A 22886-nucleotide genomic window follows, 5' to 3' on the forward strand; every position below is an offset into this window, starting at 1 on the left:
CCGGCCAGGCGGGAAAACGCGGATTGAGTCGGGTGAGATCAGTCGGGCCGCGTCAGCGGCGCCAGCGCAACAGGCTGCGTTCAAGGGCATCCAGCAACAGGCTGCTGGCAAATCCGATCAGCCCCAGCAGCACCACTCCGGCAAACAGGTCGGCCGCACGGAAGGAGCGGGCCGCCTGCAGGATGGTACTGCCCAGGCCATCCTGCGAGGTCAGCATCTCGCCTACCACCGCCAGGATCAGCGAGATGGTCAGCGACAGGCGGATGCCGGAGAGCGCATCGATGAGGGCGTTGGGCAAGCCGATCTTGAGGATGAAGGCACTGCGTGACAGACCCAGCATGCGTGCCACTTCCTGCAGGCGCGGCTCGATGCTGGCAAAGCCGTGCACCGTGGCCAGCAGTACCGGCCAGATCGCGCCGAAGGCAATGACGAACAGCACCATCGCCGGCGACAGACCGAACAGCGCGATGGCCACCGGAACCAGCGCCGAAGCCGGCAGGGGGCGGATGAATTCCAGCGAGGGTTGCAGCCAGGCGCGCAGCGCCGGCGACACGCCGATGGCCACCCCCAGGGCAATGCCCAGCAGCGAGGCCAGCAGCCAGCCCAGGATCATGCGCTCGATGGTGCCTGCCGTCAGGCGCGCCAGCTCACCGCTGCGCCAGCCCTCCAGCAGGCTGGCCAGGGTGGCCAGCGGACTGGGGAGGAACACCGGCGAAATCCATTTCATCTGCGCCGCCAGACCCCAGGCCAGTACCAGCAACAGTGTCACGGCAGCACTGCCGGCCCAGGTCCATGTCGTGGAGGAAGGTTTCATGCCGGCTCCTTGGAAGGACTCAGGTTCATGCGGAAGACGCGGCCTTGCAGACGCAGCATGGCGCCATTGAGCGCCCAGCCCAGGCAGCCGATCCAGAGCAGCATGGCCAGCATGTCGGCCGGCTGCAGGTTCTGTTGCGCCATCATCATGGCGTAGCCCAGGCCGTGCGGATTGGCGGCGATTTCCACCGTGATCGAGACCACCAGCGCAATGCCCGTCACCAGCCGCAAGGCGTTGAAAATACGCGGGGCGGCGGCGGGCAGGATGATCTTCAGGCAGGTCTGGCGCGCGCCCAGACCCATCACCTTGGCCACTTCCAGCAAGCGCGGCTCGACCTGCGAGACGGCCGCCCGCGTGAGCAGCAGCATGGGGAAGAAGCAGCTGAAGGCCACCACCGCGATCTCCATGCGGTAGCCGAAACCGAAGATCATCATCGACAAGGGAATCAACGCCACCGAGGGAATCGGCATGAGCAGCTGCACCGTCATGCCGGCCAGCCGGGCGCTCAGGCGCGACAGCCCGAACCAGATCCCGATGAGCAAGCCCACCACGCCACCGAGGGCGACGCCACCAAAGGCGGCCCCCAGGGTTTGCAGGCTGCCTTGCCACAGGCTGCCGCTGGCTGCCGATCCGGCCAGCGCGGTCAGCACTTCGCTGGGCATGGCCAGCGCCTCGCTTTGCGTGGGTGACAGCCGCATGGCCAGTTCGGCCAGCAGCGCCAGTGCCAGCGGCACGGCCAGGCCTTTGAGGGCGGAGATCTTCATTGGCTGTGCTCCTGGATGAAGTCGAACAGGTAGCGGCGCAGGCGCAGGAATTCCGGCAGTTCGCGCGTGGTCAACTGGTCGCGCGGGCGCGCGATGTTCACCGCGATGTCATCGGCCACGCTGCTGCGGGCCGCGCCCGGATTGGCGCGCAGGGCGATGACCCGGTCGCCGAGATAGATCGCCTCTTCCAGATCGTGGGTAATGAACACCACCGTGGTACCTGTCTCGGCCACGATGTGGCCCAGTTCGTCCTGCAGGCTCTGGCGGGTCATCGCATCGAGCGCACCGAAGGGCTCGTCCATGAGCAGGATGGCCGGTTCCTGCGCCAGGCAGCGCGCGATCTGCAGGCGCTGTTGCATGCCGCCGGAGAGTTGCGTCGGGTAGTGATCCGCATGCCGGGCCAGCCCGACCTTGGCCAGCAGTTCCTCTATGCGGAGTCGGCGCCGGGCGGCCGGAATGGCCGCCGCTTCCAGTGCCAGGCTGACATTGCCGGCCACGCTGCGCCAGGGCAGCAGGGCCTTGGCGTAATCCTGGAAGACGATGGCCACGTCCCGCGCCGGGCCGCGGACCTGCTGGCCGTTGCGTCTGATGCTGCCGCCGGCCGGGCTTTGCAGCCCCGCCAGCAGCCGCAGCAGGCTGGTCTTGCCACAGCCCGAGGGGCCGATCACGCAGACGAACTGGCCACGGGCAATGGAGAGATCGAGGTCATTGATGACGCGTCGGCCGCCCAGGTCCAGGCAGACCTGGTCCAGGCGCAGCACCTCCTGCGGGGCGCGTGCGGCCAGCGGACCGGGGGCGAGATTCTTGTCGAGGGTGATGACGGAGGCTTGCATGGCAGCTCCTACTTGATGACCACGGTGGAGAAGTTCGGCAGGGTCTTGAACATTTCCTGCTGCTGCATGGCGTTGGTCCAGAAGCTCAGGCGTTCCTGCGAGATCTCGGCCGACAGGCGCGGCACCGGCAGCTGTTCGAGTACCGCCGATGGCACGCGTACGTACTTGCCGATGTCCTTGCGCATGAGTTGCGGATTCTGCTGGGCCAGCACGCAGGCTTCGGCGATGGCCTTGCGGAAGCTGGCCAGTGCGGCCGGATTCTTGCCGGCCCATTGGCGCGTGGCGGCGTACAGCAGCACCGAGAAGCCATCCGGAAGATCACGCGAGAGATGGGCCATGACCGTGCCGGTACCGGACTGCACGATGCGGCCCATGAAGGGATCAGCCACCACCGCCGCATCGATGGTGCCGCCCTTGAGCACGTCATTCATCTGCGGGAAAGCGACCTCGACGAAACTGACCTTGCGGTAATCCACGCCCTTCAACGCCAGCCAGCGGCGCACCAGCACGTGCAGCGCGCCACCCAGGCCGGGCACGCCGACCTTGCGGCCGACTAGGTCCTGCGCGCTGTGCAGGGTGCTGCCGGCCTTGATCACGATGCCGGGATTGTCGCTCTGGCTGTCGCTCAGGCTGGCCCCGGCCACGGCCACCAGATCCAGGCCGCTGCTGGCGGCCTGCAGCAGCACGCTGGGCGCCACGCCACCGATCTGGATCGAATCCGATTGCAGCGAGGGCGGGATGTTGGAGGTCAGCGTGATGAGCTGCAGGTCCACATCCAGCCCGTGTTTCTTGAAGATGCCTTCTTCCTTGGCCACATAGGCGGCAGCGAAATCGGAAATGGCGGTGTAGCCGACGATGATCTTGTCCTCGGCGCGGGCCACTTGCACCCACGACATCAGCATCACCAGGCCAGCCAGGAACAGCACTTTGTTGAGTTGTCGCACGACGGTCTCCTGCTTGTTTTTTATATAAATGATTTGCCAGATTCGCATAGTGTCTGCACGGCTTGCGCGGCCGTGCGGCGTCATTGTGCGGCCACGATGCGATTGCGCAGCACGCCGATACGCTCCACTTCCAGTTCGATGACGTCACCGGCCTTGAGGAAGCGACCGTGTTCCAGCCCGCAGCCCATGCCTTGCGGGCCCGAGCAGGTGCCGGAACCGAAGAATTCGCCGGGATACAGGGTCTCGCTGCGGGAGACGTATTCGATCACCTCCTCGAAGCTGAAATACATGTCACGTGAACTGCCGCGCGAGACTTCCTCACCATTGATGCGGGCCGTCATGCAGAGGCCATAGGGATCGGGGATCTCATCGGGCGTCACCAGCACCGGGCCGATGCTGTTGCCGGTGTCGAAGTCCTTGCCCTTGGCAGGTCCCAGGCGGCCTCCCATTTCCTTGCCCTGGATGTCACGTGCCGAGAAATCATTGAATACGGTATAGCCGCCGATATGCTGGCGCGCCTGCGCAGCAGGGATGTCACGACCGCCCTCGCAGAGGTAGATGCCGAATTCCAGTTCGTAGTCGAACACCCGGGTGTAGCCCGGCACGACCACATCGGCACCGTGGCCGACCACCGAGAAGCGGTTGCCCTTGTAATACACCGGGCGTTCGTACCAGGTCCGGTTCTGTTTCTTGGCCTGGCTCGCATCGCGTCCGAAGCGGCGTTCCACCCAGCGGTCCAGTCGGGCGCGCCAGGGGGACATGCCGTACTTGCGGGTGGCGTTGATGACGTGCTGCTCGAAGTTCATGAATTCGCGGATCGATTCCGGGCGCGGCACCGGCGAGAGCAGTGCCACCCTGCCCGGATCGCGCAGGCAGTTGTCCGGGCGCTCGCTGAGGGCGAAGTCCAGCGCCCGGCTGGCGGCCTCGCGCGCCGCCCCGGCACCAACGAGGAAGGCCAGCATGCTGGCCAGATGGGGATGATTCTTGCCGTTGCGCAACTGTTGGGCGGCCTGCAGGCGCACCAGTACGCTGTCGCCTTCGGCCAGGGCGCCGATTTCCACGCCGGTGTCATCGATAAAACTGACCAGTCTCATGTCTCGTCCATGGTTGTCGCCACCGGCAACGCGGGCCTGCACGGCGGCGGTTTGCTTGTTGTGGCACTGACTATAAAGGACAGGGATGTTTCTGAAAAATCGTTTGTTTCGAAACTTGCATTCGGTATCATCGAAAGCTCAGAGCGCCCGCAAGGCGCCTTCCCATCCCGCCGAGGAGACCACACATGCATTACAAGGGACTGGACCTGAACCTGCTGCTGGTACTGGACGTGCTGCTCAAGGAGCGCAGCGTGACCCGTGCCAGCCAGCACCTGCACCTGAGCCCGTCGAGCGTGAGCGGGGCGCTGGCACGGCTGCGCGAGTATTTCGACGACGAGCTGCTGACCCTGGTCGGGCGGCGCATGGTGCCCACCGCGCTGGGTGAGCGCATTGCCGCCTCGGTCAGCGACATTCTGGTGCAGGTGCAGGCCACCATCGACATCAAGCTCGATTTCGATCCCGGCACGGTACGCCAGCATTTCACGATCATGATGTCGGACTATGTGTCCACGGTGGCCATGGCCGATGCGCTCAAGCAGGCCATGCAGGCCGCGCCCGGTCTGAGTTTCGAGCTGGTGCCGCCGAGCGACGCCCATGGCGAGGCGCTGGACCGGGGCGAGATCGATCTGCTCATCATGCCGGAGAACCTGATTTCGTCGCAGCATCCGGCGGTGGTGCTGTTCGAGGACAGCTATGTCTGCCTGGCCGACCGCGACCATGCCGCCTTTGGCGAGCACATCAGTCTGGAGCAGTACCTCAGCCTGGGACATGTGATGGTCAAGGCCGGCGCCTTCCGCGGCCTGCCCCACAGCGACATGGTGCTGGCTCGCAAGAAGGTGGAGCGCCGCATCGAGGTCAGCGCGATCACCTTCAACTGCGTGCCGCGCTACGTAGTCGGTACGCAGCGTATCGCTACCGTGCAGAAGCGACTGGCCGAGCAATACCTGCGCTGTCTACCCTTGAAGATGGTGCCGCTGCCATTGGAAATCCCGCCGCTGGTGGAAATGATCCAGTGGCATCGCTACAAGGAAAACAATCCGGTGCTGATGTGGCTCATTGCGCAGTTGCGGGCGACGATCCGCTGAGGGATTCATCTCTGGCATCGATGAATCGACCGCGATTGATCTCCTGCATCGTGATGATCAGAGCGCCATGCTCCATACCCTGGCATGCCGGCCCGCACCGTAGTAATCCATCATCCAGCCGTGGCCGGCATCGAAAAGATGGTCGTAGAAACCCCAGCTGGCGCGATAGCGCGGCCCGCTGTTGACCACCAATGTGGTGGCCCCGGCCGCACGGGCCTCATCGCAGGCGGCTTGCAAAAGCGCACGACCGATTCCCCGTCCGCGCATGGCGTCGCGCTGCACGAAGACGTTGAGCAATTCGAGCGCGCTCCCTGGTCCCTGCGTATCCAGTGCGAGATGGCGGCTGATGCGCGCGTCCGGACCCGACAGCGCCATGCAGCCCAGCGCGACGCCCTGCGCATCGCGCGCCACCAGATAGCTGCGATAGCGCCCATCGGCATCCCGCTCGCCGTTCATGCATTGCCGGATGGCGGCGATCTCGGCCTCAACCACGCTGCCATCGTGCAGATCGCGGACATGCTGGCGCAGGATCGTATCGAGCGCGGGCAGGTCGGCCTGCTCCAGCCAGCGTATGACGCCAGCTTCAGGTGCATGCACTGCGGTGGCGTCTGCAGACCGGGGATGCTCGTAATGGATGTCCCATTCTTCCTCGCCGACCTGCACGAAGCCATGGCGCTGGTAGAAGGCATTGGCGGGGCTGTCGCGCAGTGCGGCCAGCTGCACGCTGCAGCCATGGCGGCGGGCATCGGCCAGGATGCGCCTGAGCACCTGCGCACCGAGGCCACCGTGCTGGAAGTCCGGGTGCAGATACAGGTGACGCAGGCGCAGGGTATCGGTCTGTCGCTCCAGCACGAAGAAGCCGGCGGCCTGGCCCGCCTGCATGATGTGGAAAGTCGCTTCCGGCACGAAGCCGCTGGTGAAGCGTTCGCGCGCCCGTTGCGGATCGAAGCGCCCGATCTGCTCCAGGCTGGGACGCATGGCGGTGATGCGCAGGGCGACCAGGTGGTCGAGATCCGAGGGGAGGGTTTGCCGGAACAGCGCCAGCGGGGCCAGGCGGAGCAGGGGAGAGCGGGTCATCTTGCGGGACCGGGGGCGCGGGCATCGGTCAGCCGTGATCTTGCGGTGATCTGTTCCGTGTACACTCCACGTTCCCTGCCCCTCCTCGTGCATCGCTCATGTTTCGTCTCAGGCTTTCTCTCGCCTTTGGTTTGCTGGTCGTGCTGGTCTGCGTGCAGGCCGGTTTCGTCTATTGGGGTGCCAACCGCGTCAATGACTATGCGCAGCACAGCCGGCTGGCCAGCGACATCCAGTCCGAGCTGCTGGAACTGTCCGCCAACAAGCAGCGCTTGCGCGTGTGGGCTTCGCAGCAGCTGATGGATGCCGATGCCTCGCCCGAGGTACGCGACCGCCTGTTGGCCAGCATGCAGGAGAGTGCCGCGCGCCTGCAGCTACTGGCACGGCGCGACATCACGCTGTGGACCGAGATCGCCGCGCGCGACCAGGTGCCGATCCCCGCCGATGTCGAACAGCTGGCGTCGGTGGCTGACCTGCTGAGCGACAACATCGCCGCCGTGCAGACCCGCCTGCTGGCCTTGGCCCCCTTGCGGGGCGATGCCGAATTCTCGGGCGTCTGGCGCGAGATCAATCAAGTCTTCGACATGGCGCGCGGACGCGATCTGCGCGAGCTGCTCAACGGGGCCATCGAGCGCCAGCGCAAGGCGGTGCCGATTGCGCGCCTGGCCACAGAACGCGGCCTGGACCGGGTTCGGACCCAGGCCATCTTCATGGTCATCATGACCTTGCTGGGAGCGGCACTGCTGGCGCTGCACCTGGGACGCCGTCTGCAACGGCCGCTGGAACGCTTGCTGGATGGCGTGCGCGCCTTGCGCGCGGGCCAGCTCGATCATCGTGTACCGGTCGGTTCCGGCGATGAATTCGATCGCGTCGCCGAGGGCTTCAATGCCATGGCCGCCGAACTGCAGCAGCACCGCGCCGATGCCGATGCCGCCCGGCGCCGGCTGGAAGAGGCCGTGGAGGCGCGCACCGGCGAACTGCGCCATGCACATGAAACCCTGCAGCACATCGACCTGCGGCGACGCCAGTTGTTCGCCGATCTCGGCCACGAATTGCGTACGCCCACCACCGCCATCCGTGGCGAAGCCGAGATCGCCCTGCGCGGCGCGGACAAGCCGGCGCAGGAATATCGCCAGGCGCTGCAGCGCATCGTCGAAGACAGCAAGCAGCTCACCGGCCGCATCAATGACCTGCTGCTCATCGCCAAGGCCGAAGCCGACCAGATCGTGATGCAGCCGCAGCCCATCCAGCTGCACGAACTGCTCACCGATGCGGCCGACGTTGCCGAAGCATTGGGCGCGGACAATCAGGTGAGCGTGCAGCGCCTGCCTTTCCCCGAGGCCGATGCCTGCTGGCTGATGGCGGATGCCGAGCGCCTGCGCCAGGCCATCGTGATCGTGCTGGACAATGCCATCCGCTATTCCCCGCGCGGGGCCGTGGTGAGCGTGCAATGCCTGCAGCAGCCGGATCGGGTGCAGATCTTGATCACCGACCAGGGCATCGGCATCGATGCCGACGAATTGCCGCAGGTCTTCGAGCGCTTCGTGCGCGGCCGCCGTGCGCGGGCGCATCGGGCCGACGGGACCGGCATCGGGCTGTCGATCGCGCGCGCCATCCTGCATGCGCATCAGGGGGAGATCCGTTTGCAGAGCACACCCGGAGAGGGGACCTGCGTCACCATCGACTTGCCGCGCCATCCCGCACCGATATCCGGCAGCCGATACCACTGATCCTGCATCACCATGAACATCCTCATCATCGAAGACGACGCCCGCGTGGCCGATTTCCTCTCGCGTGGACTGCGTGCCGAAGGCTACCGCGTACAGCATGCGCGCACCGGGCCGGACGGCCTGCAGCTGGCCCGCGAAGGCGAGCATGCGCTGCTGTTGCTGGACGTGATGCTGCCCGGCATGACCGGGCTGGAACTGTGCCAGACACTGCGCGCCGAGTGCAATCACGTCCCCATCCTGATGCTGACGGCGCTCAGCGATGTCGACGACCGCGTCGCCGGCCTGCGCCTGGGCGCGGACGACTATCTCACCAAGCCCTTCGCCTTCGAGGAATTGCTGGCCCGCATCGAGGCATTGCTGCGTCGCGGACGCGAGCAGCGCACCGTGGCGACCGTGCTGGAAGTGGCCGATCTGGTGCTCGATCGCGAGCGCATGCAGGTCACGCGCGCCGGCAAGCCCATCACGCTCACGGCCAAGGAACTGGCCTTCCTGGAATTGCTGATGAGCGCACCGGGCCGGCTCTACAGCCGCGAGCGCATCCTCTCCAACGTCTGGGGGGCCAACGAGGATCCGCTGACCAACATCGTCGACGTCTACATTCGCCGCCTGCGCAGCAAGATCGACGAGGGCCACGATCTGCCCCTGCTCAAGACCGTGCGCGGACTCGGTTATCGCCTCGACGACCAGCCTGCGTGAAGGGCCGGCCAGCGGCCGCCGTTCATCTTGCGTTCATCTTCCGCTCAGCGAGCCTTCATGGAAATCGCGGGTTGAGGTTCATCTCGCCTCTCCAGAATGGTGTTGCGCCGTCTTCGTGGCGCGGTGCCGGAGACGGCATCTGAACCAGTCCCCCTGAGAGGAAACCTGATGAACTATCGTATCGCCATCCCCCTGTTGACCCTGGCCGGTTTTGGCATCGCCACCGCCCTGCCGGCTGCGGCTCAGACCGCAGCGGCCGCACAGCCTGCCAGCGCCTGCGCGGCCGCCACCCCGAAGCAGATCGAAGCCTTGTTCGATCGCTGGAACGCCTCCCTGCGCACGGGTGATCCGGACCAGGTCGTGGCCAACTATGCTGCCGACGGCGTGCTGCTGCCGACCGTCTCCAACCAGCCGCGCACCAACCCGGCCGAGATTCGCGACTATTTCGTGAAGTTCCTCAAGAGCGGTCCGCAAGGCACGATCGACAGCCGCATCGTCAAGATCGGCTGCAACGTGGCCCAGGACGTCGGCACCTACACCTTCAAGTTCGCCGATGGCAAGAAGGTGCAGGCGCGCTACACCTATGTCTATGAGTGGCAGGACGGCAAGTGGCTCATCGCCCACCATCACTCCTCGGCCATGCCGGAGCAGGCGATTCGCTGAGGCGCATTGGCCGCTCACCTGGTGACAATAAATCGCTGTGCTGTTTCGTCATGCTGTCATCCCCAAGACGAAAGGAATGAGCATGCGCAGCACGGCGAACCAGCAACGGAGTCATGAGATCAGTCAGGAAGCGCCCGCCGACGGCGCTTTCACGCGCATGCTCAAGAGAGTCCTGCTGAAACAGGCGACCATCGGCTCGGTGGAAAAACTGGGCGCGCAGTATGTGCGCATCCGCTTGCAGGGCGATGCGCTCAAGCATCAGAACTGGACGCCGGGCGACAAGATACAGCTCAGCCTGGGCAGGGGTTTCGAGAATCGCACCTACACGCCAGTCTCCTGGGATGCGGCGCAAGGCTGTGCAGAATTCATCGTCTACCTGCATGGCGGGACAGCGACCTGTGCATTTTTTGACAGGGTCAGGCCCGGAACACCTTTGTCATTCATGGGACCGCGCGCTTCGCTGGAGGTGAGCCGATTGCAGCAGCCTCTGCTGTTCGGTGATGAAACCTGCCTCGGACTGGCCGCTGCGCTGGTACAGGCGCGGCCGCATGCCGGGGCGGTGATGGTCTTCGAGGTGGACGATGTCGCGCAGACACGTGATGTCTTGCAAGCGCTCGGCCTGCACGATGCGATGCTCGTGCAGCGTCAATCGGCCGATATGCATCTGGCGCGGATCAGCGAAGCAATACTGCGAGCGGCTTTTCCCGATACGGACTTCATTCTCGCCGGACGCGCGGCGGCCATTCAGTTAGTCAAGCGCGGTCTCAACGATGCCGGGGTCAGCAACCGCAGCATCAAGGCCAAGGCCTATTGGGCAGCGGGAAAGCGCGGTCTGGATTGAAGAGGTCCGGGCCTCAGTCTCGGCGCTGCCGTCGCGAGGAGGGTATGGCGCCGTGGCTCGGAAATGGCTGCAGCAATATGAAAGAAAATTCTCGCCAAGCGAGAACTTCCGGAATCGGAAAGGACTCTACAGCAGCACTGTCCGGTACTGCGCCGCTGGCGTCGGTTCCCGGTAGTTTCCGTTTCTACCTGAGATCCCGCGCGCCATGCAACCACAAGAAAACTCATCGCCAGAATCCCGCTCACCCCAAACTCCAACCCCGGAAATCCCGTCGCCGGAAAATTCTCCATCCCCGGCCGCTGCCGTGCGCAACCCATGGGGCAGTCTGGTGCTGTTCCTCTCGGGGCTGCTGTTCTGGGGGCCAGTGGGGTTGGCGGTCTTGACGATATCCACGGCCAGGTTCGGTGCTTCCGGGATGGGCCCGATGGCCGGCGTCTACCTGATCGGGGCACTGTTCAACTTCGTCCTGTACGCTGCATTTGCCGGCGGCTGTCTGTTGGCGATCTACGCCTGCATTCAGAAGCCCTGGCAGAACAAGCCGGTGTCGATCCTGTTCGTTCTGCAGCTGATCACCCTGGCGGGATTCATCGTCCTGGGTGTGCTGTCCAGCCAGTAGGCCATTGCGCCCTCGCAGAACATAGTCGGGCGTGGAGAGGCGGCGGGCAAGATGAGCTGCACACTAGGCTGGTGCCCCGCAGCCGGATCGGGCGTTATCATGCTCGCTTCCGTCACTCCCGCCTTTGCCAAGGAAGTCCATGCAGCAAGACACGAGCCAGCCCCGTCTCCCCGCCGTCGACGTCTCCACCGCCACGCCGGCCCAAAAGGAAGTCCTGGACGATATCCTGAAGGGCCCGCGCGGCAACCTCGCCGGCCCCTTCCTGTCCTGGATCCACAGTCCCGAACTGGCCCAGCATGCGCAGAAGCTGGGCGCATTCTGCCGCTATCACACGCAGCTGCCCTTGTCCCTGTCGGAACTGGCCATCCTGTGCACCGCCGCCAGGTGGCAAGCCCAGGCCGAATGGCAGATCCACTATCCGATCGGGATCGAAGCGGGACTGGACGCGGCCAACGTCGAACGGATCCGTCGCGGCGAGCGCCCTGACTTCGCTGCGCGTGATGAACAGATGATCTGGGAACTGGTGGAGGAACTCTACGAGACCAAACGCATTTCCGACCCCTTGTACCGGGAAGCCGAACAGCGTTTCGGCATCGAGGTGCTGGTCAATCTCGTGGGTCTGTTGGGTTACTACTCCCTGGTGGCGATGACCCTGAATGTCTTCCATGTGCGCCACGGCGATGGCGCGCTGCCCTTTGCGGAACAGACCGGTCAAGCTGCGCGTTGAGCGGAGGGCGACCCTGGCGGAAATTCAAACATTCCGCCCCCATGTTTGAATCAGGGGATATCCAGCACGATCCGGCCGCGCGCTGCCTTGCCTGACTCCAGCAAGGCATGCGCGCGGGCAGCTTCGGCCAGCGGGAAGCACTGGCCGACCGTCGGCACCCATACGCGTTCCTCTGCCAGCTTCGCCACCGCGCGCAGGCACTCCGGGGCATCATCAATCATCGCGCGGACCACGCGCACCTTGAATTCCTCGCCGCGCTCCCGGATCGGTGCCGCGACCAGCCAGACCAACTGGCCGCCCGGCTTGAGCACCGGATAGGAACGGTCGTGGGTGTCCCCGCCCACCAGGTCGAAGACGACATCCACTCCACGCAGCGCCGAAAAATCCTCCTTGTCATAGGCAATGACGCCGGTCGCGCCCAGTGCCAGGACGTCGTCCCGGTTGGCGCTGCTGCAGGTCGCCCAGACCTCGGCCCCCAGATGCAGCGCCAGCTGGATCATCAGACTTCCCACTGCACCCGACCCGGCGTGCACCAGTACCTTCATCCCGCTGCGCACCTGCGCCGTCCTGACGATGGGGATCCAGGCACTGGCACCGGGCTGCAACAAGGCGGCTGCCTGCCTGGTCGAGAGCGTGGACGGCTGCCTGACCACGCGCGCGGCAGGCACAACGATGCTGTCGGCGTAGCTGCCCTGGCCGAACATGTCGGCCATCACGCACACGGACTCACCGACAGGGAGACCCTCCGCCCGCGATTCAACGATCACGCCGGCACCGTCGCGGCCCGGTACCTTGGGCAGCGTCAACGCCAGCTGAGCTTGCAGCAGGCCCGCGCGCAGCTTGGCATCCAGCGGTGCCACGCCCGCTGCTCGCAGGCTGACGCGGGCCTGCCCCGGTTCCAGCGGGAACTGCGCAATGGCTTCCAGGGCCATGACATCGGGCGGGCCATACTGGTGATAGCGGATGGCTTGCGTATTCATCGTGTGTCTTTCATGGAGTGCTGGTGAAGATGCCGCATTCCTCCTCGCAGGAGGCCATGCACGGATACTAGAGAGTCGACTCACGGTAGTGCAAATCGGTCCTGCCGATTCAGCCGATCAGCCTTGCTGATGCAAGGCCAGCCTGGCCGAAGTCATTACAGCGCTGTAATGACTCGGCAATCTTTCTGTCTCCACCCGCTTCTTAGAATTCATTCCCGGAAACCACGCGTCCGGGTCAGCCGATGCAGGCCCGCACAGCGCAAGTCCTTTGACGCGTCGCTGTACGACGGTGCATAATCGCCCCCGCTTCTTGCCAGCGTCGCCTCCCCATCCCGTGGCTGCCGACCGGACTGGCTGGTCGCCATCTCTCATTTCCACCATGCGCGCACTGATTCTCCTGCTTGCTTTCCTGTTGCCGATGCAGCTCTCCTGGGCGGCCGTGGCATCGTATTGCCAGGCGGAAAAGGAGAGTACGTCCGCGCACCTGGGACATCACGATCACCCCGCCGCCGAGACGCACGCGCAGGCGAAATCCTTGGACTCCAAGGAATCCAAGGAATCCAAAGCAGGGGAGCTCGACCTGGATTGTTCCCTCTGCCACTTCTGCGCCATGAAGTCGGTACAGGCCGGCAGCAGGCTCCTCATCGCGCCGCTGGCCACGTGTGTGTCCGCCCATTTCAAGCATGGTTCCCATCCTGCCTCCCACATCGCCGACGGGCCCGACAAGCCCAACTGGCTGCTCGCCGCCTGAGTCGGCGAGGACACTTCTTTCCCATCATCTGCTCTCGCCGAATTCCCCTTTTCATCACCGGAGAATTCGATGTTTCGTCACAGCTTCACGCTGGGGCTGGCGCTGCTTGCGGCCAGTTCCAGCCATGCGCAATCACCCGCGCAATCCAACCCGCAATCCATTCTGCCCGCCACGGCATCCGCCCTGGACCGGGAAGCCGGCCCGCTCTCGCTGCAAGCCGCGATCAGCCTGGCCTTTGACCACAACAAGACGCTGGCCGCCGCCCGTAAAGAGATCGAGGCCGTCGAGGCCACGATCCTGCAAGCGGGTGCCCGGCCCAATCCGGAATTCTCGGCACTGATCGAGGATGTCCGCAAATCCAGCCGCACCACCACCTACCAGATCAATCAAGCCATCGAACTCGGAGGCAAGCGCGGTGCCCGCATCGAGGCTGCGCAGCGTGCCCGCGACATGGCCGTGCTGGAATACGCCGCCAAACGCAGCGAACTGCGCGCCGCCGTGGTGGCCGCGTATGTCGATGTGATGGTCGCCACCGAGCGGCAGCGTCTTGCCAGCGAATTGCTCGGATTGGCGAAGACCTCGGCCGAGATGACGGGTCGGCGCGTCATGGCAGGCAAGATTTCTCCCGTCGAACAGACCAAGGCGCAGGTGGCGCAGTCCGGCGCGCAACTGGAGCTGAGTCAAGCCAACAGCGAGCTGCTCCTCGCACGGAGAACCCTCGCGATGATGTGGGGCGGTGGCAATGACCGCGTTCAGTTGAGTGAAGGCGGCGTCGAGTCCCTGCCGCCTTTGCCGGCGATTGCACAACTGACCGAACAGGTCGCCAACGGTCCGGCCGTGCGCCTGGCCCGGCTTGAAGTCGAGCGCCGCCGTGCACTGGCCCGGATCGAGACCAGCAAGCGCACACCCGATGTGAGCCTGACCCTGGGCAACAAGCGCGATGAATCCAGTGCCCGCAACATGTGGGTGGTGGGTGTCTCCGTGCCCATCCCGGTCTTCGACAGCAACCAGGGCAATGAGCTGGAAGCCTTGAAGCGCGTCGATATCGCACGCGATGCCTTGGCGGTGGCCGAGGTGCAGATGCAGGGCGAGGCCGCGCAGGGCTTCGAGCGCCTGCGCAATGCCAGGGAAGAGGCCACGGCCTTGCGCAACGACATCGTCCCGGCCGCGCAATCGGCCTACCAGGCCGCCCGTACCGGATTTGAAGCCGGCAAGTTCGCTTATCTGGACGTCCTTGACGCCCAGCGCACCTATTTCCAGGCCAAGGCGCAGTACTGGAAAGCCCTGTCCACCGCCTTCCAGGCCGCCGCCGATCTTGATCGTCTGGCCGGCGTCGAGACCCTTCCAGCAGAGTGAGAACAACCATGACAAAGAAGCAGACATTCACCATCGCGGCGATCATCGCCATTGCAGCGCTCGTGTCGGGAATCATCCTGATGAAGGACAACTCCGCTCAGGGCAGCAACGCCAGGCCGGACGCTCATCAGGAAGATGGCGAGCATCGTGAAGAGGGCGGTCACAAGGACAAGAGTGCGCATGATGAGCACAAGGACGACGAGCACAAGGAAGGTGAGCACAAGGAAGAAGGAAAGATCGCCCTGAGCAAGGAACAGATTGCCGCTGCCGGCATCCGGGTCGACACGGCCGGTCCCCTGCAGATCAGGTCGACCGTGCAGCTGCCGGGCGAGATCCGTTTCAATGAAGATCGCACTGCGCACGTGGTGCCGCAGGTCGCCGGCATCGTCGAATCGGTCTCGGCCAATCTGGGCCAGAAGGTCAAGAAAGGGCAGGTGCTGGCGGTCATCAGCAGCAGTGCCGTCTCCGAGCAGCGCTCCGATCTGCTCAATGCAGAACAGCGCCTGTCGCTGGCCCGCAGCGCGTATCAGCGCGAGAAGCACCTGTGGGAACAGAAGATTTCTGCCGAACAGGATTATCTGCAAGCGCAAGCCGCGCTGCGCGAGGCCGAAGTGGCGGTGCGCAATGCGCAGCAGAAGCTGCGGGCCATCGGTGCGACGGGCACATCGTCCGGCAACCTCAACCGCTATGAAATCCGCGCGCCCTTCGACGGCATCGTGGTCGAGAAACATCTCGGCCTGGGCGAGGCCGTGCGCGAGGACGCCAATGCCTTCCTGATCTCCGATCTCGCCAGTGTCTGGGCCGAGATCATCGTCTCGCCCAAGGACATGCAGGTGGTCCGGGTCGGTGAGAAGGTGGTGGTGCGTGCCACCGCCTTCGATGCCAGTGCCGAAGGCAAGATCTCCTACGTCGGCTCCCTGATCGGCGAACAGAGCCGTACGGCCAAGGCCCATGTGGTGTTGCCCAATACCGGTGACCTCTGGCGTCCGGGCCTGTTCGTCAATGTCGAGGTGATCGCCGGCGAGACACAGGTCCCGGTGGCCGTTGCAGCCGATGCCATCCAGACGGTCGAGGGCAAGAACGTGGTGTTCGTCCGTGATGCGGATGGCTTCGTGGCCAGGGAAGTACGCGTGGGACGCTCCGATGGCAAGTCCGTCGAGATTATCTCCGGCCTCGATGCCGGTACCGGCTATGCCGCCACCGGCAGCTTCGCCATCAAGGCTGAACTGGGCAAGGGTTCCGCCGAGCACAGCCACTGACCAGCGCGACTTCAGGAAAGACGACAATCATGTTTGAACGCATCATTCGCTTTGCCATCGAGCATCGATGGCTGGTCCTGCTGGCGGTGCTCGGCATGGGCGCGTACGGGATCTACAGCTACCATAAGCTGCCCATCGACGCCGTCCCCGACATTACCAACGTGCAGGTACAGATCAATACCGCCGCGCCCGGCTATTCACCGCTGGAGACCGAACAGCGCATCAGTTATCCGATCGAGACCGTCATGTCGGGACTGCCGCATCTGGAACAGGTGCGCTCGCTCTCGCGCTATGGCCTGTCCCAGGTGACGGTGATTTTCAAGGACGGCACCGACATTTACTTTGCGCGGCAACTGGTCAATGAACGCATCCAGCAGGCCAGAAGCCAGCTGCCCCCCGGCATCGATCCCGGCATGGGACCGATCTCCACCGGCCTGGGCGAGATCTACCTGTGGACGGTAGAGGCCAGGGAGGACGCACGCAAAGCCGATGGCACGCCCTATACCGCCACCGACCTGCGCGAGATCCAGGACTGGGTCATCAAGCCGCAACTGCGCCTGGTGCCGGGCGTCACCGAGATCAACACCATCGGCGGCTTCGCCAGGGAGTATCTGCTGGCACCCTCACCGGAGAAGCTGGCCTCCTACGGCATGACCATGGACACGGTCGTCAAGGCGCTGGAGAAGAACAACAACAACGTCGGTGCCGGCTACATCGAGCGGCGCGGCGAGCAATACCTGATCCGTGCACCGGGCCAGGTTGGCTCCAACGAAGATATTGGCAACATCGTCCTGGCCAACGTCAAGGGCGTGCCGATCCGCGTGCGCGATGTGGCCGAAGTGGGGATTGGTCAGGAACTGCGCACCGGTGCCGCCACCGAGAATGGCCGCGAAGTGGTGCTGGGCACCGTGTTCATGCTGATCGGCGAGAACAGCCGCAAGGTCTCGCAGGCGGTCGACAAGAAGATGCGCGAGATCAATCGCACCCTGCCTCCGGGCGTGGAGGCGGTGACCGTGTATGACCGCACCGTACTGGTCGACAAGGCCATCGCCACCGTCAAGAAGAACCTGGTCGAAGGAGCCTTGCTGGTGGTGGCGGTGCTGTTCGTCTTCCTCGGCAACATCCGCGCGGCCATCATCACGGCCACCGTGATTCCGCTGGCCATGCTGTTCACCTTCACCGGGATGGTCTCCAACAAGGTGAGTGCCAACCTGCTCAGTCTGGGCGCACTGGACTTCGGCATCATCATCGATGGCGCGGTGGTGATCGTGGAAAACTGCGTGCGCAGGCTGGCCCATGCGCAGCAGCATCATGGCCGCACGCTCACCCGCAGCGAGCGCTTCCATGAGGTCTTCGCTGCGGCCAAGGAGGCGCGCCGCCCGCTGCTGTTCGGCCAGCTGATCATCATGATCGTGTATCTGCCGATGTTTGCGCTCACCGGCGTCGAGGGCAAGATGTTCACGCCAATGGCCTTTACCGTCGTGGCGGCGCTGGTCGGCGCGATGATCCTGTCGGTCACCTTCATTCCCGCCGCCATCGCCCTCTTCATCGGCGAGCGCGTCGCGGAAAAGGAGAACGTCATGATGGCCTGGGCCAAGCGCCTGTATGAGCCGATGCTCAAGCGCATCATGGACAACAAGGCCGTGGTGCTGACCTTGGCCGGAGCCCTGATCGTGGTGTGCGGTGCAGTGGCTACGCGCCTGGGAACGGAGTTTGTACCAAGTTTGAACGAAGGTGACATGGCGGTGCAGGCGCTGCGCATTCCCGGTACCAGCCTGAGCCAGTCGCTCGAGATGCAAAAGCAGATCGAGCGCACGCTGAAGCAGACATTCCCCGAGATAGAACGCGTGTTCGCCCGCACCGGCACGGCCGAAGTGGCCTCCGATCCGATGCCGCCGAACATCTCGGATGGCTACATCATGCTCAAGCCGCAGGACCAGTGGCCCCAGCCGAGAAAGACACAGGAAGAGTTGCTGGCCGCGATCCAGGCTGAAGTGGAAAAGATCCCGGGCAACAGCTACGAGTTCTCGCAACCCATCCAGCTGCGCTTCAACGAGCTGATCTCGGGCGTGCGCAGTGACGTTGCGGTGAAGGTCTTTGGTGATGACATGAAGGTGCTCAACGAGACCGCGACCAGGATATCGGCCGTGCTGGAGAAGATCCCCGGTGCCACCGAAGTCAAGATCGAACAGACCACCGGCCTGCCGATGCTGACGGTGGACATCGATCGCCAGAAGACGGCGCGCTATGGACTCAATGTCTCGGACATCCAGGACACCATCGCCACCGCCATCGGCGGCAAGGAAGCCGGGACGCTGTTCCAGGGCGACCGCCGCTTCGCCATCGTGGTGCGCCTGCCTGATCAGGCCCGCACCGATCTGGAGGCGATCCGTCGCCTGCCGGTGGCCTTGCCGCTGCAGGAGGGCGCGCAGCGTACCAGTTACGTCCCGTTGGGCGAGGTCGCCACGCTCAACATCGCGCCGGGTCCCAACCAGATCAGCCGCGAAGATGGCAAGCGCCGCATCGTGGTCAGCGCCAACGTGCGCGGACGGGACCTGGGTGGTTTCGTGGCCGATGCCGAGCGCCAGTTGCAGTCCGAGGTCAGGATTCCGACCGGTTACTGGACCACCTGGGGCGGCCAGTTCGAGAACCTGCAATCGGCCACGCAGCGTCTGCAGATCGTCATTCCCGTGGCTTTGCTGATGGTGTTCGTGCTGTTGTTTGCCATGTTTGGCAACGTCAAGGATGGCTTGCTGGTGTTTACCGGCATTCCGTTTGCACTGACCGGCGGTATCCTCGCGCTGGTCTTGCGCGACATCCCGATGTCGATCTCGGCGGCGGTGGGCTTCATTGCGCTGTCCGGGGTGGCGGTGCTCAACGGGCTGGTGATGATCTCCTTCATCCGCAGTCTGCGCGAGGAGGGGCGGTCGCTGGATGTGGCCATTCACGAGGGCGCCATGACCCGCTTGCGTCCGGTGCTGATGACGGCGCTGGTGGCTTCGCTGGGTTTCGTGCCGATGGCGCTGGCGACCGGGACTGGTGCCGAAGTGCAGCGTCCGCTGGCTACCGTGGTCATTGGCGGCATCCTGTCCTCGACGGCGCTGACCTTGCTGGTGCTGCCGCTGCTGTATCGGCTGGCGCATGCGGGGGATGAAGAGGGCGTGGTGCGCCGGGTTGGATTTTGGCGGAAGAGGAGGGGGGCAGCATGAGGGCGTCAACTCTTCATCAGCAGGAGACGCACTGACGTGAAGGAGGGCCTGCCAGGGGCTCTCCTGTTTTTATCAGGGACTTTGTCCGCTGATGTGACGAAGTCAGATTTTCCGTTGAAACTGGTTTACTCTGTGCGCCGTTTCGTTGTTGCCGGATCACTATGGATGTTCAGGGCACTTTTTCTGCAGGTGGGGTGTCGGTGCATGATCGGGAACGCATCGTCAAAGTGATTTTCAAGAGGAAATGAATGAACAGAGTATTGCAGTCCATCCACGATAACCTGCCGCAATGGATGGCCGACTGGTTCGACGTGCTCGTGCCGGCGACGGAGGTGGTCCTGATCTTCCTGCTGGCGCTGGCCATCATGCGGGTGGCCCGAAGCGTGATGGCCAGGATCGCGCGGACTTATGGACTGCCGGCCACGGCCGTCATGCTCACGCAGCGGGTACTGGGATTTTTCATCTATGGCGGTGCCATGCTGTGGGCGCTGGAGCGCATGGGCGTCTCCGGGGCGGTACTGTGGTCTGCGTTCACCGGGTTTGCTGCTGTGGGTGCGGTGGCTTTCTTTGCGGTGTGGAGCGTGTTGTCCAATCTGTTTTGCGCCATCCTGATCTTCACCACCAGCCCGTTCCGCGTGGGGGATCTGATCGAGGTGCTGGAGGGCGGCGACAAGCCCGGCGTGAAGGGGCGCGTGCTGGATATCAATCTGGTCTATACCACCTTGCTGGAGGAAGGGCAGGAGCAGGAAGCGAAGACAACTTTGCAGCTGCCCAACAGCATGTTCTTTCAGCGGATTGTGCGGAGGTGGAATGATGAGGGCGGGGTTGTACTTTAGGCGTGACTGCTGGCAAGCATGCAGGAATGATGCATGCATCTCCGTATATCAAAGCTCCGTTGCTGATGGCGCATAGCCTCCTTCCAACATTGGAAGGCCTTGGCGCCATCGGCGTTCCCGGCGCAATACGCACCATTGAGGTATCGTTCAGGGCCAAGGAGAAAATTGGAAATGGACCTGATTAAAATCCTGGAATACAAGCATTGGTCGGACCGCCGCATTCTTGATGCGGTTGCGCAACTCACGCAAGAGAAACAACAGCGCGCGTTCGATTTCGCGCGGCAACAGTTGAACCACATGGTGCGTGTTGAGGAATTGTTCCAAGCCAGATTGCGTGGCGTGGCCGATCCGCATGACTCCACCAATACCGAGCACCTGCCTGAACTGGCTGAGCTGGAGGTCAGGCTGATGGCGGCGAACCAGTGGTTGCTGACCTATGCCAGGAGTCTCGGTCCCAGCCAGTTGAAGGAAGATATTTCTTTCACGTTCGTGGATGGGAAGCGCGGAAGACTCAGCCGCGAAGAAGTCATCTTTCACCTCATCAATCACGGCACTTACCATCGCGGGGCGATTGGCCATGCGCTTGATCTGGCCGTGGGGACACGTCCTGCCGATACTTACAACGTGTTCATTCATGCTGCAGAACCCGAGAGAAGGAACTAGCGCTCATCAAAATGCAGTCGTGTTTTGATGCATGGCTGATCGGCTTCGCGCTCCTTTCTTTTCGATAGTGCGGGTGACCAGGGTGTTTTACTTCATCCCCGGTTCCAAGCGATGCCGGGAGAAAAAATCGACAACCAGCCGACTGGCGTCCGGCCCCGCTGCATTGTAGGACAGGGTGGTGTCCCCGCCGCTCCAGGCGTGCCCCAGTCCCTCGATCAGCACGGATCGGATGATGAGCTTGCGTCCACGAAGATAGTCACGGGTTGCAACTATCCTGCGCCGTGGATGCTTTTTGGAGGTGCGGCCGTAGGGCGTTTCCCGGGGAGGCTGCTCGGTCAAGCTCTGCGTGTGATTGAGTAAATGAAACTGTTCCAGTAGCTGGCGCTGATTGATGGGCCGCACGATCTTGTCGTCAGTCCCGCCGATGAGGATCGCAGGTAGTGCGCCCGTTCGGGGAAAGCGTGTGAGCGCCCGCTTGGCGGCGGCTGAAGCGCGCAGCGATCCATGCTGCATCACAGAGTACGCCCCGGCGGCATTGCTGCAGACACCGGAAACCGGGGCGGCGTGCAGCGCGACAGCAGCGATGAGTTCGGGGTGCGTCAATGCCAGGAGATGTGCCATCGCTGCACCGGCCGAGATTCCGCAGACGTAGATGCGTTGCGGGTCGATGGGATGTGTTTTCAGGATCTCCTGGATCAGGGAGGCCACCAATGCGACGTCACCGTCGCCCTTCTGGGCGTCCTGTGCATACCATCGCCAGCATCGGTGGGGATGGACCCGCAGGGATTGCTCTGGATACAGGACGGCGAAGCCGTGCTTTGCTGCGTGCGCATTCATCCTGGTCCCTTGCGCAAAGTCTGCGGCGTTTTGCTGGCAGCCGTGGAGCATCACGATTAGGGGCAGCCCTGAGGAAGTGGGCTTGGGCAGGCAGAGGCGATACTGCAGTGAATGTGTGGTGGCGGGGACGTGATGGACTGCGGAGGTGACCGTGACTTCGGATGTGGATGCGCTGGCTGCAAGAGGAGCGGTCTTGGGCTTGCGTATGGATGAGGTTTTGCTGCGGGGTGAAGCGGGCGAAAGGAAATCGAGAAATTGTTTGCGCTGTACTTTCCCGGCTTTTTTCATGGCCGATAGCCACAGGCGGCTCAGTTTTTTCATCGGGATGACGCCAGGTGGATGATGGTTTTTGTTCGACCGTGGCAACTGCACGCTGGTTCGCATGCGAAAGCCGGAATAATTTTTCCAGTGCGAATGTTCAGACGTGGTTGCGATTCTCATTCGGGAAGAGAGGCGCCATTAGCGTAGGGCGTGTTGGAAATTCGGTGACACTAATATACTTGGGCACCTATCTTTAGTGGTCCAAAGAAGCAGCTGTTCTTTATGCCTGATGCAGCCAATATTCGATTTGGATCTTCATTGGGTGCGGAAATGAGTTGCGATATACTCAAACCGATACAGGTGTTGGTGCGGTTGGTCCGACGCTCGATTATTCATTCACACTCGGAGAGTAAGTATGAAAAAAACCTTTGCAGAGCGTATAGCTTTGATGAATTCGATGTATGGCCTACCGTCGAATTCCTCGCCGGTAATTCCAGAGAATGTCCAAGATCGACTCAAAAAATTTAAAGCGACACTGATAGACGAAGTTAACGAAATCGATGACATCGTAGACCTTGCTAATGATGGTGCTAGTCAGAATGAAATTGCTGTTGCTATTGCGGATTTGTTGGGTGATGTCGTCGTCTACTGCCGATCGGAGGCCTTGAAATATGGAATTCCTCTTGAGCAGGTTTTAGACATTATTATGGATAGTAATGAGAGTAAGTTAGGAGCAGATGGTAAGCCAATTTACGACGGGAATGGGAAGTTTCTAAAGGGCCCAAACTACTGGCGGCCGGAACCGAAGATTCGAGAGCTTCTCGAATCCAGTGCGTATAAAAGTTAGTCAAAG

Annotated in this window: 22 protein-coding genes; 14 read left to right on the forward strand and 8 right to left on the reverse strand. The window is 63.1% G+C overall.

The window, feature by feature from the left end:
- Positions 1 to 52 precede the first annotated feature (52 nt).
- From ACWHXP_RS22615 to ACWHXP_RS22635, 5 genes are all read right to left on the reverse strand, one after another.
- Complete coding sequence (locus ACWHXP_RS22615) at positions 53 to 814, reverse strand: ABC transporter permease (protein WP_489624043.1); 762 nt, start codon at positions 812 to 814, stop codon at positions 53 to 55.
- Positions 811 to 1578: an ABC transporter permease gene (locus ACWHXP_RS22620; protein WP_489624042.1), complete on the reverse strand. Its 768-nt coding sequence runs from the start codon at positions 1576 to 1578 to the stop codon at positions 811 to 813. Before ACWHXP_RS22620 ends, ACWHXP_RS22615 begins: the two co-directional genes overlap by 4 nt.
- Positions 1575 to 2411: an ABC transporter ATP-binding protein gene (locus ACWHXP_RS22625; RefSeq protein ID WP_489624041.1), complete on the reverse strand. Its 837-nt coding sequence runs from the start codon at positions 2409 to 2411 to the stop codon at positions 1575 to 1577. The genes ACWHXP_RS22620 and ACWHXP_RS22625 overlap by 4 nt, the downstream gene beginning before the upstream one ends.
- 8 nt (positions 2412 to 2419) lie before the next feature.
- Complete coding sequence (locus tag ACWHXP_RS22630; RefSeq protein WP_489624040.1) at positions 2420 to 3355, reverse strand: ABC transporter substrate-binding protein; 936 nt, start codon at positions 3353 to 3355, stop codon at positions 2420 to 2422.
- Positions 3356 to 3435: 80 nt separating this feature from the next.
- Complete coding sequence (locus ACWHXP_RS22635) at positions 3436 to 4449, reverse strand: fumarylacetoacetate hydrolase family protein (protein ID WP_489634996.1); 1014 nt, start codon at positions 4447 to 4449, stop codon at positions 3436 to 3438.
- 185 nt (positions 4450 to 4634) lie between these two features.
- Between ACWHXP_RS22635 and ACWHXP_RS22640 the strand changes: the two genes are divergently transcribed.
- Positions 4635 to 5534 (forward strand): LysR family transcriptional regulator, encoded by a 900-nt coding sequence (locus ACWHXP_RS22640; protein ID WP_489624038.1) that lies wholly within the window; start codon positions 4635 to 4637, stop codon positions 5532 to 5534.
- A 57-nt stretch (positions 5535 to 5591) separates the two neighbouring features.
- On the opposite strand, the gene ACWHXP_RS22645 is transcribed toward ACWHXP_RS22640, so the two are convergent.
- On the reverse strand, positions 5592 to 6611 hold the full coding sequence (locus ACWHXP_RS22645; RefSeq protein WP_489634995.1) for a GNAT family N-acetyltransferase: 1020 nt from the start codon (positions 6609 to 6611) through the stop codon (positions 5592 to 5594).
- Positions 6612 to 6709: 98 nt separating this feature from the next.
- Here ACWHXP_RS22645 and ACWHXP_RS22650 point away from each other — a divergent pair, with 98 nt between their 5' ends.
- The 6 genes from ACWHXP_RS22650 to ACWHXP_RS22675 all read left to right on the forward strand — a co-directional run bounded on the left by ACWHXP_RS22650 (position 6710) and on the right by ACWHXP_RS22675 (position 11881).
- The gene (locus tag ACWHXP_RS22650) at positions 6710 to 8338 is read left to right on the forward strand and encodes a sensor histidine kinase (protein WP_489634994.1); all 1629 of its coding nucleotides are present in this window, start codon (positions 6710 to 6712) and stop codon (positions 8336 to 8338) included.
- 12 nt (positions 8339 to 8350) lie between these two features.
- A complete protein-coding gene (locus tag ACWHXP_RS22655; protein WP_134134346.1) occupies positions 8351 to 9034 on the forward strand; it encodes a response regulator transcription factor in 684 nt (227 codons plus the stop codon).
- Between the two features lie 201 nt (positions 9035 to 9235).
- A complete protein-coding gene (locus tag ACWHXP_RS22660) occupies positions 9236 to 9697 on the forward strand; it encodes an SgcJ/EcaC family oxidoreductase (RefSeq protein ID WP_489635830.1) in 462 nt (153 codons plus the stop codon).
- A 76-nt stretch (positions 9698 to 9773) separates the two neighbouring features.
- Positions 9774 to 10538 carry a siderophore-interacting protein gene (locus ACWHXP_RS22665; protein WP_489634993.1) on the forward strand — a complete coding sequence of 255 codons (765 nt, stop codon included), beginning with the start codon at positions 9774 to 9776 and terminating at the stop codon, positions 10536 to 10538.
- A gap of 205 nt (positions 10539 to 10743) precedes the next feature.
- The gene (locus tag ACWHXP_RS22670) at positions 10744 to 11154 is read left to right on the forward strand and encodes a hypothetical protein (RefSeq protein WP_134040196.1); all 411 of its coding nucleotides are present in this window, start codon (positions 10744 to 10746) and stop codon (positions 11152 to 11154) included.
- A 139-nt stretch (positions 11155 to 11293) separates the two neighbouring features.
- Positions 11294 to 11881, forward strand: coding sequence for a carboxymuconolactone decarboxylase family protein (locus tag ACWHXP_RS22675; protein ID WP_209533893.1), 588 nt, complete (start codon positions 11294 to 11296; stop codon positions 11879 to 11881).
- A gap of 50 nt (positions 11882 to 11931) precedes the next feature.
- On the opposite strand, the gene ACWHXP_RS22680 is transcribed toward ACWHXP_RS22675, so the two are convergent.
- The gene (locus tag ACWHXP_RS22680) at positions 11932 to 12861 is read right to left on the reverse strand and encodes an NADP-dependent oxidoreductase (RefSeq protein ID WP_489634992.1); all 930 of its coding nucleotides are present in this window, start codon (positions 12859 to 12861) and stop codon (positions 11932 to 11934) included.
- A 379-nt stretch (positions 12862 to 13240) separates the two neighbouring features.
- Here ACWHXP_RS22680 and ACWHXP_RS22685 point away from each other — a divergent pair, with 379 nt between their 5' ends.
- The 6 genes from ACWHXP_RS22685 (at position 13241) to ACWHXP_RS22710 (ending at position 20935) form a co-directional block, all read left to right on the forward strand.
- The gene (locus ACWHXP_RS22685; RefSeq protein ID WP_489634991.1) at positions 13241 to 13612 is read left to right on the forward strand and encodes a cobalt transporter; all 372 of its coding nucleotides are present in this window, start codon (positions 13241 to 13243) and stop codon (positions 13610 to 13612) included.
- Positions 13613 to 13681: 69 nt separating this feature from the next.
- Complete coding sequence (locus tag ACWHXP_RS22690; RefSeq protein WP_489634990.1) at positions 13682 to 14968, forward strand: TolC family protein; 1287 nt, start codon at positions 13682 to 13684, stop codon at positions 14966 to 14968.
- 8 nt (positions 14969 to 14976) lie between these two features.
- Positions 14977 to 16227 carry an efflux RND transporter periplasmic adaptor subunit gene (locus ACWHXP_RS22695; RefSeq protein WP_489634989.1) on the forward strand — a complete coding sequence of 417 codons (1251 nt, stop codon included), beginning with the start codon at positions 14977 to 14979 and terminating at the stop codon, positions 16225 to 16227.
- A 29-nt stretch (positions 16228 to 16256) separates the two neighbouring features.
- Positions 16257 to 19436, forward strand: a complete 3180-nt coding sequence (locus ACWHXP_RS22700; protein WP_489634988.1) for a CusA/CzcA family heavy metal efflux RND transporter — start codon at positions 16257 to 16259, stop codon at positions 19434 to 19436.
- Positions 19437 to 19684: 248 nt separating this feature from the next.
- On the forward strand, positions 19685 to 20272 hold the full coding sequence (locus tag ACWHXP_RS22705; protein WP_199900288.1) for a mechanosensitive ion channel family protein: 588 nt from the start codon (positions 19685 to 19687) through the stop codon (positions 20270 to 20272).
- A 171-nt stretch (positions 20273 to 20443) separates the two neighbouring features.
- Positions 20444 to 20935, forward strand: a complete 492-nt coding sequence (locus ACWHXP_RS22710) for a DinB family protein (protein WP_489634987.1) — start codon at positions 20444 to 20446, stop codon at positions 20933 to 20935.
- A gap of 87 nt (positions 20936 to 21022) precedes the next feature.
- Here ACWHXP_RS22710 and ACWHXP_RS22715 read toward each other — a convergent pair whose 3' ends face one another.
- The gene (locus ACWHXP_RS22715; protein WP_489634986.1) at positions 21023 to 22213 is read right to left on the reverse strand and encodes an extracellular catalytic domain type 1 short-chain-length polyhydroxyalkanoate depolymerase; all 1191 of its coding nucleotides are present in this window, start codon (positions 22211 to 22213) and stop codon (positions 21023 to 21025) included.
- 235 nt (positions 22214 to 22448) lie between these two features.
- Here ACWHXP_RS22715 and ACWHXP_RS22720 point away from each other — a divergent pair, with 235 nt between their 5' ends.
- A complete protein-coding gene (locus ACWHXP_RS22720; protein WP_489634985.1) occupies positions 22449 to 22880 on the forward strand; it encodes a pyrophosphatase in 432 nt (143 codons plus the stop codon).
- Positions 22881 to 22886: the final 6 nt, after the last annotated feature.

Source organism: Herbaspirillum sp. Her2 (genome assembly GCF_057961375.1).